This is a genomic window from Candidatus Kryptoniota bacterium (assembly GCA_036567965.1).
Taxonomy (GTDB): Bacteria; Bacteroidota; Ignavibacteria; order Kryptoniales; family JAKASW01; genus JAKASW01.
The window spans coordinates 1-13169 of record DATCTN010000030.1 but is presented as its reverse complement, the minus strand read 5'-3'; the positions used below and the strand labels follow the sequence as shown (position 1 = coordinate 13169).

General features: G+C 49.9%; 11 protein-coding genes and 1 tRNA gene. 3 read left to right on the top strand and 9 right to left on the bottom strand.

Translation table 11 applies throughout. From position 1 onward, the window contains the following. Nucleotides 1-112: 112 nt before the first annotated feature. Nucleotides 113-1093: a phosphate acetyltransferase gene (gene pta / locus VIS48_13730; GenBank protein HEY9167210.1), complete on the bottom strand. Its 981-nt coding sequence runs from the start codon at nt 1091-1093 to the stop codon at nt 113-115. A 144-nt stretch (nt 1094-1237) separates the two neighbouring features. Here pta and VIS48_13725 point away from each other — a divergent pair, with 144 nt between their 5' ends. Next, a complete protein-coding gene (locus VIS48_13725; GenBank protein HEY9167209.1) occupies nt 1238-1678 on the top strand; it encodes a thioesterase family protein in 441 nt (146 codons plus the stop codon). A gap of 131 nt (nt 1679-1809) precedes the next feature. Here the strand turns inward: VIS48_13725 and VIS48_13720 are convergent, their stop codons facing one another. The 7 genes from VIS48_13720 to VIS48_13690 form a co-directional block, all read right to left on the bottom strand. Further along, nucleotides 1810-2811: a hypothetical protein gene (locus tag VIS48_13720; GenBank protein HEY9167208.1), complete on the bottom strand. Its 1002-nt coding sequence runs from the start codon at nt 2809-2811 to the stop codon at nt 1810-1812. A 149-nt stretch (nt 2812-2960) separates the two neighbouring features. Continuing rightward, the gene (locus VIS48_13715) at nt 2961-3713 is read right to left on the bottom strand and encodes an endonuclease III (GenBank protein ID HEY9167207.1); all 753 of its coding nucleotides are present in this window, start codon (nt 3711-3713) and stop codon (nt 2961-2963) included. 23 nt (nt 3714-3736) lie between these two features. Next, nucleotides 3737-4660 carry a TonB family protein gene (locus tag VIS48_13710; protein HEY9167206.1) on the bottom strand — a complete coding sequence of 308 codons (924 nt, stop codon included), beginning with the start codon at nt 4658-4660 and terminating at the stop codon, nt 3737-3739. After that, nucleotides 4635-5195, bottom strand: coding sequence for an SPOR domain-containing protein (locus VIS48_13705; protein ID HEY9167205.1), 561 nt, complete (start codon nt 5193-5195; stop codon nt 4635-4637). The genes VIS48_13710 and VIS48_13705 overlap by 26 nt, the downstream gene beginning before the upstream one ends. Nucleotides 5196-5320: 125 nt before the next feature. Beyond that, the gene (locus VIS48_13700) at nt 5321-7000 is read right to left on the bottom strand and encodes a hypothetical protein (protein ID HEY9167204.1); all 1680 of its coding nucleotides are present in this window, start codon (nt 6998-7000) and stop codon (nt 5321-5323) included. After that, a complete protein-coding gene (locus VIS48_13695; protein ID HEY9167203.1) occupies nt 6997-7431 on the bottom strand; it encodes a c-type cytochrome in 435 nt (144 codons plus the stop codon). Before VIS48_13695 ends, VIS48_13700 begins: the two co-directional genes overlap by 4 nt. 15 nt (nt 7432-7446) lie before the next feature. Beyond that, complete coding sequence (locus VIS48_13690; protein ID HEY9167202.1) at nt 7447-10485, bottom strand: tetratricopeptide repeat protein; 3039 nt, start codon at nt 10483-10485, stop codon at nt 7447-7449. Nucleotides 10486-10556: 71 nt separating this feature from the next. Between VIS48_13690 and VIS48_13685 the strand changes: the two genes are divergently transcribed. Further along, complete coding sequence (locus VIS48_13685; GenBank protein ID HEY9167201.1) at nt 10557-12377, top strand: glycogen debranching enzyme N-terminal domain-containing protein; 1821 nt, start codon at nt 10557-10559, stop codon at nt 12375-12377. A 24-nt stretch (nt 12378-12401) separates the two neighbouring features. Here the strand turns inward: VIS48_13685 and VIS48_13680 are convergent, their stop codons facing one another. Then, nucleotides 12402-12857 (bottom strand): OsmC family protein, encoded by a 456-nt coding sequence (locus VIS48_13680; protein ID HEY9167200.1) that lies wholly within the window; start codon nt 12855-12857, stop codon nt 12402-12404. A 57-nt stretch (nt 12858-12914) separates the two neighbouring features. Here VIS48_13680 and VIS48_13675 point away from each other — a divergent pair. Continuing rightward, a tRNA-Arg gene (locus VIS48_13675) sits at nt 12915-12988 on the top strand. Nucleotides 12989-13169: the final 181 nt, after the last annotated feature.

The following is a 13169-nucleotide window of genomic DNA, read 5'->3' as shown; positions in this document are numbered from 1 at the left end:
TAGTCAGCGACAAAACCGAATTGAAATGGAGATCCGTGCAACGATATGAGCGGCACAACCGGATTTCCGTCAGCAATCGACCCGATGGTAGCTCCGACGGCTTGATATCTGCTCAAGCTCCCATGACGCAGTTTATCGCGATGACGTCGACGATATCCTGGACACTACATCCGCGTGAAAGGTCGAACGCAGGCTTCTTGAGTCCCTGGACTATTGGTCCGAGTGCGTCCGCGCCGCCGAGTCGTTGTGCCAGTTTATAGCCGATGTTCCCAGCATTCAGATCGGGAAAGATCAGCACGTTCGCATCTCCGGCGACGGAACTGGCGGGCGCTTTTCTCTTCGCGACTTCCGGCAGTATCGCGGCATCTAGCTGCAGCTCGCCGTCGATCTTCAGATTGGGAGCCTTCTTCCTTGCGATCTCTGTAGCGTGTACCACTTTGTCAATCATCTCGTGTTTCGCGCTGCCCTTCGTTGAAAATGACAACATGGCAACACGCGGCTCTTCGCCAACGAGTTTGCGGTGATTATCTGCTGTGCTTATCGCGATATCGGCAAGCTGCTCCGGCGTGGGATTCGGAACGACCGCACAATCAGCGAACGAATAGACCTTGTTCGGGAATACTATCAGGAAGAAACTCGAGACGATTGAGATGCCCTCTTTCATTCCAACAACCTGAATTCCCGCGCGCAGTACATCTCCCGTCGTGGAGAGCGATCCTGCAACGCTTCCGTTCGCGAGACCATCTTTCAGCATCATCGCACCGTAGAAGAGCGAGTTTTTCATTGTCGAGGCTGCCTGCTCGGGCGTTACGCCCTTCGATTTTCTCAATTCGTAAAAAGTCTTCGTGTAACGATCAGCGTTCTTGTCCTTCTCCGGATCGACAATGTCGATGCCAACAAGAGGAGATTTCAATTCTTCGGCCTTCTTCCGGATGTCCATTTCCCTCCCGATGAGGGAGACTTTCGCGATCGACTGGTCCGTTACTTTTCTTGCAGCGAAGATCGCCCGCTCATCCATCGCGTCAGGAAGGACGATGTGGCGATTCAATGACTTTGCTTTTGACTTGATCGACTCAATCAGCTTGGTTTCCATTTTCTTTGGTGGTTTTCTGAGTGATTTGTTTAAATAAATCTAATCTACACCTCTGCCAATGGCAATCCCACGAGTTGGACTCCTTGCGAGGGTTCCCCTGCCTCTTCTTGACTGTCTCGTTCCAGTTCGTTATCCTTTCGAGTCTTGGATAAGAAAGATTTCAAATTCAGTATCAATATTCCCGTCAGATTCTCCGACATGGATTCTCTCGGCCATGTAAACAACGCCACATACTTAAGTTATTTTGAAGAAGGCAGGGTTCATTACTTCAGAGATCTTTTCGGAATACCGGTGGACGACGTCACAAAATTCGGGATGATCGTCCTTGAAGTAAAGTGTACGTACAAGTCACCGGCTTTCTCGGGTGAGACTCTAATCGTGTATACCAGAGTAAGCAAGCTTAAAAACAAAAGCTTCGATATGGAATACTTGATTTCTGATCTGAAGACAAACAGAACTGTGGCGGAAGGTACAAGCGTGATGGTGGGATACGATTACAAAGAGAGGAAGTCCGTAGAGCTGTCGAATGATTTTAGAAAGAAGATTTCAGCGCTTGAAGGTATTCCCGAAAGAGCGAGTTCATAATCGAAGTGCGATTTTTCCCGAGAAGAATTCTCGAGAGCCAACCGGTTGACTTTTGTGAGCGTCATAAATCGTGTGCAGGCCATCCACCGACCACGGCAGGATTTCGAGTTACGGGGCTTTTTCCGGTTGAGTTATGGGCGATTGACTGGGACATACACGGTCGGGCAGAATTCGACCGAGTATAGCTGCGCGGTCCCCGACATGATTTGCAGACTGATTAGCAGGTCGGAGTCACCGCTATTGAGGAGGACCTCGTATGGCCGGAACTCATCAAATTTCATTTCGAGCGATCCCTCTGACTTTTTCACGTCCTTGCCAAATACCATGTTCTGCGGCGACTCGATCGAAGTATGTATCCTCAGCGTCGCTCCTGCTTCGGCCCCTGCGAAGATCGTGACCGATTCGTCTCTTGCGCAGCTGACGTACACTGTGCTTCCGGAATTGCCGGCGATTGAATCGCGTCCGACAAACCAGGCGCCGAACGGATAGATGGTGTTTATGAGACAGTAGTCGGGGAGCGAAAACTCCTGATTCGTTTCCGGCGCGATCACACTACCGAACACATAATCGCCGGTTGCATATCCCAGCTGACGCATCACGGAACCGCTGCGCCCTCTGGAGAGTTCGCTGGTGATTCCGTTCCCAAACGCATCGAATCGCGACATTAAAGGGAGCTCGTCCTTATAACCCGAAAGTGCGATCCTCGCCTGAACCGTTCTTTCGATTTCCAGCAGGCTGATCTCGCCTTCGAATTGCGAACAGATTAATCCGTTCGAGTCGACAACGATGACGGCAGGGACCACTCTGACGCCCGACTGGAGGACAATCATATTGTTTGCGTCGAAAAGGACATTTGAAAAAAGGCTCAGCCTGTCAAGCGTCCTTTGCGCGGACAACGAGCGATAGAGACAAGAGAGCCGCGGTTCCATCACATACCAGAAACCGACAGACAGCCGTGAGTAGCGCTCCGACATGAGCCGAACGAGCTCTACAACATCGAGCGAATTCTTCGAGACGGGCTCGAAGAAGAGGACGACGTTCATGAGGTTCAGAGAATAGTCGACATCGACCGGCTCACCTGCCACATTCAAGCCGCTGATTCTCAGCGCACGAACTTGGTCTTTCGGTTCCATTGCTTTTACTTAATGAAAAGGTATCTAATATTCAATAACAGTATCAATGATTTCAGGCACTAATCTCATATCGGCATAATCCCAAGATACCTTTTGAGAAATCTGTGCGTTCTTGCACGGCTTTGATTTCATGCCAGGAACGCGAGTTTTCATACTGTCTCCAGGATCATAAACTTTATATTGCGATCGGAGGAAATTCTTCGCGTGCTTCGACCATGCGAATTTTTCTGGTCCCACTTGCATAGATCGAACAAGGGGCATTCCATACATCGAGGTTTGCTTGCAGTGCAAATCTTTCTGCCGAAACGGATAAGGTTTATGTGAAGCTGGTATCCGCAACCGGTTGGAATCGAATCACGGACAGCCAGATAAGTTTTGTCGGGAGTTCTTTCATTTACGACTCCGATCCTGTTTAGAACCCTGTGGACATGAGTATCGACCGGGAACGCGTCGTCATCGCCCAGTGCAAACAAAGATACGCAGGCAGCAGTTTTGTAACCGACGCCGGGCAGAGCGCGCAGGCGCTCTATGAGATCCGAGCGTTCAATTTTTCGGAGCGACTTGTGATCGAACGAGCGAAACCCCTTCTTTACCTCTTTGACCACTCTTACTATCGTTCTGCTTTTCTTTTTTGATATTCCGCCGACCTTGATAAGCGTCTCGATCTTACGCGGTTGGGTTTTGTCAAGAAGCGAAAAATCCGTGATTGCCGATTTCAGGTTTTCAAAAGCCTTGTGGCTGTTAATATCATTCGTGTTCTGGGAAAGTATCGTGGCGATGAGAAGTTCGAGCGGGTCAGGGAGATCTCTTTTTCTTTTCGGGAGGCCGAAGTGATCTCGCAGCCGTTCCGCGATGGTAGCAAGCGACTTGCCGATTGTCCTTGGGGTATCTCTTCTTTTCAATCCATGTCAGCGCGGTTGCGGGCTCATTCCAATTTGAAGACAAATTTCGCGGTCGCTTGTTGATCTACCTGCGGATAAACGTGGGGAAGTTTGCTGAACTTCCAGGTGCGAATTGCGGTCATCGCCGCTTCCTCGAGTCTCGAGTCCGCTTTCTCGACAGGAACAATGGACACTATGTTTCCGGCGGGGTCCACCGAGAGCCTGATGCGCACCACTCCGCCGCGCTCTACGCCTGCGGGAAATGTCGGCGCGTCACCGTTGAGAAGCGAGCGTGCAACGCCGTTCCACGAGATTTCGTAAGGAGTTCCAGTGGCAGAATTGTTAGCCGGGTTGCCCGGAACGAATCTGTCGCCGAAGCCCCCGCCGAAACCGTTCTTGTCCGTCATCCCTGAGCCTTCGCCGCTAGTATTACCGACGGTTGAGCCCGTTCCGCCGCCAGATCCCGTCCCGTTCCGAGACGAACCGTTAAACCCTTTGAGCGTATCGAAGTAAACCGGATTTCTGCGAATGCCCGCGATGTCATTGATTCCCGGACCCTGAAGCGATCGAGGAACTATTGAGGCATTATTGGTGATACTAGCTTTCGGGTTTGCTGCCCTAGATGTCCTCACATTTGCGAAGGCCGCGGCCGGAGGTTCTTTGATCGTCCCTTCGCCGCCGCCTTTTCCGGAAACGTCCATACCGGATTCCTTTATTCCGATCATCTTCATTTCAATTATGCGGAACCCGGTCGTCACTGGCGGGAGAAGAGTTTCAACATCAGGAGTCTTATTGTAGATTGGCTCCATCAGAATTAATGCGACGACGAACGCGGCATGGATCGCGAGTGCGATCGCCATGCCGCGGTAGAAACTACTCGAGTATATCCGCTTCAGCTCGTACTGTCGGAAATAGTAAGAACCCGCGACAGTACTCCGCTTGTCACTGAGCGGAGATGACCCAGACATCTGTTCCCACTTTCTGCTTCATCATTTCAGTCTCGGCGAGCGCCCGGAGTTTCGTATCGTAGGAGCCGACGCAGACCTTGAACCATTTTCCTTCATTCGGCACTTCACCGGCAAAAACGTAAGCATCCACACCCTTCTTCTTCAGATTCTGGACTGCCCGATTCGCCTGGTCCTGATTCTTAAAAGCTGAAACCTGTATCGCGAATTTCCCGGTCGGTGTAGGCTGAACCACGTTCGGTTTCGGAGCAGGTGCGGCGCTGACCGGCGGAGCCGTTACTGGGGGCTGCACAACCACGACGGGTGTCTTCTTTCCGAACTTGAGAATGCCCCGCTGGTTTAGAAGATAAAGGCCTCCGCCAATGCCGGCGATTACGATCACAACGACCGCAATCAACAAGAGCTTTGGGCCAACGCCCGGCCCATCGACAAAAATATCGTCCACCTTGGCGTCGTCCAGATCCCTATGATGACCAGGATCCGGCTGCCTCTGTGGCGGTTTCGGGTTTTGATCGTCTTGAAAGTTCAGGCTTCCCATGAATTGTCCCTCCTCGGTTGGTTCATGTTATTTTATTGAAAGTATGAAATAATATCAACGCTCATAATATGAAACAAAGTCCCGTCCGTGATTGTCACCTATTCATCCGATCAATATGAAAGAGTTCATCGTATCCTGCAATTCAGTCCTATGAAAAGCGAAAGCGGGAATTCCTGGTAATTTTGCCAGATGTAATACTTTTGGTTGAAGAGATTCTTCCCTTCAACGAAGAACTCGAATGGAATTCCTGAAATTCCCAATGTGTATGAGAAGCGCATGTCGAGAATACTAGCAGTCCCCACCTGTTGAGTAAGAGCTAAGTCGGTATATCGTTTCGAAAGAAATGTGAAATTACCGCTTAGCGCAAGATCAGGCGTAAAGCGGTACAGGCCATCAAGTGCGGCCAAGAACGGAGGAAGATTGGGAATATTGCCTAAAGAGTCGGCAGTTCCCTTTTGATACTCGAGTACCAGGCCCGCGCTCAGGTTATTTTCGGAATATTTCGACTCGAGAGAGATCTTGTACACTGTCGCCCGCTTCGCGTAGACAAGAACGTTGTTATAAGAGGGAACACTCGCAAAAACGGGAAGGTATTTCTCACTCTTCAAATTAAACTGCGGAATGAGAGTCACATTCCTTATCAATGAAATCGTACTTCCGACAGTGAAGTCTGCGAACCTCTGAGCGTTCTCGAGCGGTATGTAGCCGTTTACGAATCTGTCGGTGGACACGAAACTCTGCATGTCTGCCTGATCGATTCTCCCGAAAAACCTTGCGAAGACTGATACGCTGTCGCCGAACCTGTAGATGATCTTCAGATCGGGATAAAGTTTTGAGATGCCGCTCGTCGAGTCGTCGGTATACTGGAAATATCCAATTGCCAGAGAGTATGACAGATTTCCAATTCCGTTATCATAACTACCGCCGATGTGGAGATAATACGGGAGGCGATCGATGATTCCCGTCGTCGTGAAAGGAGTGTAGTATATTGCCGGAGCCGAGGCGGCGGGGGCGAGGGAGTGCGTGCTGCCAAGATAATCCAACCCAAGCCTGATGTCGCCGCTTGAGATCGAGATGCGCGTTGCAAGCTGGACTTTTGCGGTCCCTTCCACTCCTTCCCACAAATCAGAAATAGAATAACGCTCGTAACCAAGATTGAACTGTAGAGGTGTGGGCCCAATCTCGAGATCCGAGTTAAGTCCGACATGGTACCTGTTTGTCATCCTCAGGAGGTTGGGCAAGGGATCACCGTACAAATAATAGCTCGATCTGGCGTAACCAACGTCGAACGTGCTGCTCCACTTCATAGTCGCGTCGCTGACAAGGTCTTTCGATACACCGGCTCCAGTCGAAAAGTCGCGGCCCATTGTCAGTGGGATGAAACCCGATGTATAGTTCCCACCTATGGAAGCGTTCATAAGGTAGCCCTGGAGCGCGCCTCCTGCCGATAGAAGATAGTCGGCGGTAGTGTAATGACCGTAGGATGCATGAGCGAATAGGCTTGTCAGCCCCTCGGGATACCCCACATCTTCCGCGGTCAAGGAACGCTCGAGCGGAACGCCGTTATCCCCGCTCTGCAATTCCTTGTTCTGAAAGTAAGATGAGTCGATCGCCACACCGGGCTTGTCTGTTCTTGGAAGTTCCATCTGTGATCTGCCCGTTATGACAAATTCGGGAAGACTAACCTTTGGGAGCGAAGTGTCCGGCTTGAATGTCGTAACCGGAGGCGCGTTCAAATCCTGCGCAAGTAGTGCTGACGTAGTTGAAACCATCACGGTCAATATGGAAAGTGCTGCTCTCGTCACTTTGCAAGCGTCATTTTTGGAGTCGTCGAACCGCGATGACAGGTAAAGCAGCTCACCTTTTCCATCTGCGGAGCGTTAAGATAGTCGTGGTCAATGTTCCCGACCATTTTTATCATAAGACGGGCCATTCGCTTCTGGACTTTTTCATCACTCGGGAAATTGTCTGTGTTGTGGCAGTAATCGCACTTCACCCCGAGAGCTTCAGTAAAGCCTCTCATGACGTTCATCAGCTGATCTCGCGAATGAATCCCATGTAGTGCATGGAGGTTCTGTCCAAAAGAATTAGAAGTATCTGCGCTCATAATCTGATTCTCTACCAGATCGGCATACTTGGGTTTCAACTCAGGAGTCTTGTTGAGATTCGCGGAAACGATAAGTGCGAGGACGATGATCGTGATCAGTACACCATAAAAAGCCGCAGTCTTATTCATTCAATATCTCCAATCCTATCGGGCTCTCAAGTTTTTCAACTGTTCCCTCGCCGCTCTTGTGTACGAGTCTTCACTTCTGCTTTCGATAAGGTCCTGAAGGACTCTGCGAGCTTCTCTGAGATTTCCGGCCTTCGCAACGCAGTCAGCCATTTCCAGCTGCGACTGAGCGACGATGTCGCTGAAGCTCGCAAAAACGTACTTGACTTTCAGGAAAGAGAGGACGGCATTCGTACTGTCGCCCAAAGCGCAGTAGTACTCTCCGAGCCGCAGTTGCGCCCGTGCGCCAATCATATCTTCGTGCGAGGACGCCACCGTGTTTGCCAACGAAATCGCTTCCTGCGTGCTGCCGGAATTAAAGTAAATGCCGCTCAACAGGATCTTTGCATCGCCTATTTGAGCTGCGCTGGCAGAATCTGGTTGTACCTGGGCGGCCTTCAAGAGCGTCGCTTTTGCGGAGGCTGTGTCCTGACGTGCGAGGTACAATTTGCCGAGATCGACGAGCGCCCCAGTACTGTTTGGATCGGCGGACGCAGCGGCCTCCTTGAGAAGTCGTTCAGCCTCCGTGTAACCTTTTTTGGCCTGGTACAGTTCCGCAAGCTTTATCTTCCCTGCGGTTGTGTATTCGTCCGTAGGCCTTCGGTCAAGCAGATCAGAGAGGACTCCTGTGGCCGCTTTCTCTTTCCCAAGATTCAGCTCGACAATCGCGAGATTGTAAAGCACTTTGCCCACCATGCTGCTTCTCGGGAATTTCACGATGAATTCCTTCAAGTCCCTTTCGGCGTCCGAGTATTTCTTCTGGTTCAGATCGTACTCGACCTTTTTATAGTAGATCCTGTCGACGCTTGCAAGCGAAGGATGCTCGCGAACAAAACTGTCGATTACGCCCTCTGCTTCTTTAGACCTGCCAAGAACCGTAAGGCAGTATTGCATTCCCATTATAGCATTGTCAACGTAGTCGCTGGAAGGATATTTCTGAAGCAACGACTGGTAGCAGGTGAGCGCATCGGCATATTTGCCCTGGTTGTAGTATGCGTCTCCTTCCGTGGATAGTGCCCGAGCGGCGACCGGACTGCCTGGATACCGTGCAACAAGATTGTCGAATTCGCTTATCGCCTCGGCATATTTAGTTTCGGTAAAGTGGACCCACCCAATTGCGTATTGCGCCTCCGGAGCGACCGCGGAACCTGAATAAGTGCTTACCACGAATTCGAAAGCTGTCACCGCAGGACCGTATTTACCCAGATGAAAGTTCGCTTCTCCATCCTGGTACCAGGCGTACGCTGATGCGGTGTCGTTTTCAAATTTCTTCGCGGTTGTTTCGTATATTTCGATCGCTTTTGAAAAGTCCTTTCCGTAATAATAACAGTCGCCGAATCTCAGATACGTGATGGGCAGCAGTGGAGAGTTCGGATTTGCATCGATAAACTTCCTGAAGCTTACCGCCGCAGAATCGAGATCATTCAAGTAGAAATAAGAATACGCGACACCCAGGAAAGCGTTCGATGAATGGATTCCGCCCGGAAATGTCGTCAGATACCGCTGGTAGTTAGCGAGCGAAGGGCCATACTCGCTGGCGCGGTAGAACGATTCGGCTGCCATGTAAACTGCATCGTCTCTTTCCCTATCGGTTGTAGAGATTCCGAGCGCAGTAAGATAGATTTGTGCCGCCCCGGCATAGTCGCCTGACGCGTACAGAGAAGCGGCATAATCAAAATGAGCTCTCGCGAGATCATCACCCTTGAGCTGAGCAATGGAATTCAGGAAAAACTCTTTTGCTTCCTTGTACCTTCCGTCCGCAGCCGCAGACAATGCGGCATTTTTCATCGCTTCGCCATATTGTGACGGGCTCCTTGCCGCGAGGACAAACGACTTCTGGCTTTCCTGGTAATTCTTCCGAGCAAAGAAAAGTCGACCTAGCGCGTAATTCGCGCGTGCCACCTTCTCGGGGTCCTTGTTGCCGCTGATGAGATTCTCCAGGATCATCCTCGCTGTGTCGGGAGAACCGTTCGCCTGGTAAGCATTTGCGATTTCGATTCGGCTGTCAAAATACAAGGGTCCCTTTGGGGACACCTGACCTAGAATCGCGATCGCCTTCGGAGCTCCATCGCTCGAGACGTCGAGCAGCTTCGCGAGAAGAAGCCGCACTTCATCTGAATGCGTCTCGTTTGGATATACAGCAAGATATTCAGTGAAGACTACTTTGGCGCTGTCAGCCTGACTCAACCCCTCAAACGCTCTGCCCTCGTAGTACAGCGCGGCCGCGGCTGATTCGATATCGTTTGAGAGCGCGATTGAACTTTTGAACTCATTTATGGCCGATTGGTAATCGTAGGTGAAAAAGTCGCATTCGCCCATTTTCTCAATTGCATCCGGCTTCAATTTCGATTTCGGGTAATTGGTAATGAGTTGCGAGAATTCTTGCTTGCTCTCCTGAAACTTTCCAATCTTGCCATAGCTCCAGGCATGCCCATAGAATGCATAATCGGCAAACGGTGAAGCAGGGTAACCGTCGTAGGAGAGTTCGAAGTATTTTATCGCGTTTTGATAGTCGTCCTTTGCTGCAAATAATTGTCCGAGTCTGTAGGAGCTTTCCCCCTTGATGTCGTTATCGCTTGAGCCCGACAATACACTCTTGAGGAGCTTTTCCGATTTCGCATAATTGCCCATCTGGAGGTAAGCCTCCCCAGCCCTCAGTTCCGATCTCATATAATAAGTTGAGCTGGGAAATTCGCCTATAACCTTCTCATAATAACCCAGAGAGCTGTCGTACAGTCTTTCCTGCATAAGGCATTCGCCACAAAGAAATGTTATTTCGTCCGTCTTCGTAGCGTTGGGGTAATTCGTCAGAAAATTCTTAAATTGCTGTAGAGCCAAATTGTATTGAGCATCGCGGTAGAGACCGACGGCGAAGGTATAGTCTTGCTGCTCCGCCACGGTTCCTCCGGCGACCTGCGAAGAAGCGATCGCGGGAAAAATCGCAGCCAGAACAAACGTCAAAACTGCTCTAGAAAACCTCATTGTCAGGAATTTATAGTCTCTCAATGAGTTAATCAAGTTTACTTCTCCTTTTACTTGAAGCAAAATCAAGGTTTTCAGTTGAAACAGCATTAGTTATATTGTCAAAAATGATAGTTTTCGGTCAAAAACAGCTACGGGACATAGAATTCTCGTCATCAAAGGAGTGGATTCTGACGGATGGCGATGGTGGATTTGCTTCGAGCACGATTTCTTTCATGAACACTCGTCGGCAGCATTCGCTACTCACCGTTTCATTGAATCCTCCGCTTAGAAGACTGGCACTTCTGAATAAAGTTGACGAAGAAGTCATAGTTAATGGGAAATCATATTTTCTGGGGACAAATCAATACCCCGGCACGCTATTCCCGCAGGGTTACAAATACCTGCATAAGTTCACGTTCGATCACTTCCCTCAATTGTCGTTCGATCTGGACGGCAACCTTCTGTCTAAAAAAGTCGTAATGCCGAAACACTCTAATTCAGTTTTCATTCACTATGAAAATGATTCGAAAGTTGAGTTGACGTTCCGGCTTTTGCCCCTTCTCAGCTTCAGGCTGAAGGACTCTCTCCTCCTTGCCGGCGATGGCTTCCTTGTGGACGAACTTCCTGACGGTGTCAGGATTGTGGCGGATATGAATCTTCCACGAGTCTATCTGAAGCTGTCTCGAATTTACAATACCAGTCCGGAGTCGTTCTGGTATCGCGATTTCATTTACAAGAACGACGGTGGCAATTATGACGACAGCCGAGAGGACTTATATAACATCGGATATTGGGAGACGATACTCGAACCCGGAAAAAGCGTAACGCTTGCTGCATCTACTCGGGACCTCGGGGAATTTGATTATTCCGAGATCGAGGCAAAATATGTGGAAGCAATCGAGGCAGTGCGCTCCAGGTCCGGACTTTCCAAGAAGTATATCAGGCTTGCAGACATGGGTTCATGTCATTTCGTCAGGAGTCATGCTGTTCGAGGTTCGGTTGTCCTTGAAGGTTATCCGTACGGCAGCATCATGATCCGAGATACCCTTCTGTCGTTAGCGGGATTGAGCTGGATCTCCGGCGAAAGCAAACTGGAGCACAATATCTTGCACAATCTGGTTACCAATAAGATGAATGGAGTGCTCCCGGCAAGCGTCGACGAAAGCGACCAGCACATAAATTACGACGACCCGATGGTGCCTTTTTACTTTGCCGTGGCACTAGCAAGAAGCACCGCGAAGGAGGATGGGGCGAGTCTGTTAAGGCGCTTCATGCCTGTGCTCAAAGAGTCGGCTGACATGATACTCGAGAACAATTTGGGAGGAAAGAGGCTCGGCGCGACAGGACTAATAGTTTTGACAGGCGGATCTGATATCGCTGCAGCAAATCCGAGCAACGCATGTATAAACGCTCTTCTATACAACCTTCTCAGGCTGATAAGCGACTCGGATTCTTCGGAAGGCGCTCGGTATACTGACATCATATCTCAAATTGAATCGGGTTTCTTCAGCACATTTTACGAACCTGACGGACGATATAAGAATATAGTGGATCATGGTCAGGTGACTCTGAATATGGCAATGCCGCTCGTGATGACATTCAGTCCACTCGATGAGGATCAGCAGGTTGCTATTTCCAGGAATCTTGTAGAAATATTCTTGCAAACTCGAAATGAAGAATCGATTCATACTGGTACGGACCACTCGTGCAATCTTGTAGGGATGTACCTGACAGAAGCGACATCGAAATTCAAGTCGTGCAGGCAAGAATTTGAACGAATGTTGGTCTTTTTCGAAGACCTCGTCAGTACACAGGACCTCACCAACTGTGTCGACGGTATTCAGAAATGTGGAACGGACTCAATGCGGGAGAGACCTCAGGACATTTCATCTGCAGTAATGGTGGCTGAGGCAATAAGATTGGTTAAGGACCTCAAGCTAAAGTAGCACAAACGAGCCACCTAACCTCTTTCAGAGAATCGACTTCGGGTTCTGGAAATCCTCCGGCGGAAGAATTACATACGAGTTCGTCAGCTCTACTGACGGTCTGAGCATAGCGCTGACAGGACAATATTTATTTTGTGAAAGGTCGATAGCTCGTTCGAGGTCAGGTTTCGAAAGATTCTCGCCATAGAAGACATACTCGATGTGAATCTTTGTATAGACTTGCGGGTGTTCATCGGCGACGTGGGCTTTCAGTTTTACTTCGAATCCGGAAAGCTTGATTTTTTTCTTCTGCAGGATCGAGGCGACATCACTTCCGGTGCAAGCACCGAGTGCGATAAGGACCAATTCCTTCGGCCGGATTGCTGCATTGGACCCGCCAAAGTCGGGAGGTCCGTCGACGCTGACCCAGTGCCCTGATTCTGTGAGTCCGACAAAAGTCATACCTCTCACCTGTCTTACTACTGCAGATTTTTCAGACATCTCGACTCCATCGATCTTCTTTGAAATTCACGGTTCGAGAACTAATTTAATGATGCCGCGCCTGTAGCTCAATTGGATAGAGCATCAGACTACGGATCTGAGGGTTCCGAGTTCGACTCTCGGCAGGCGCACTGCGTTGGGGGTTCTCCCGAAGGGACCCCTTCGGGGGAATCCCTCCAGGCGCGCTGAATTCGAAGGTTCGTGCAGGTCGTGGGCAACTTTTGGGCAACTTTTTTCGGGGATTTCTAAGACACTAGAGGTGGTGGGTCACAATGTTTAGGTCTTTCTAATTTCGTGTCCATTCCCTTTTGA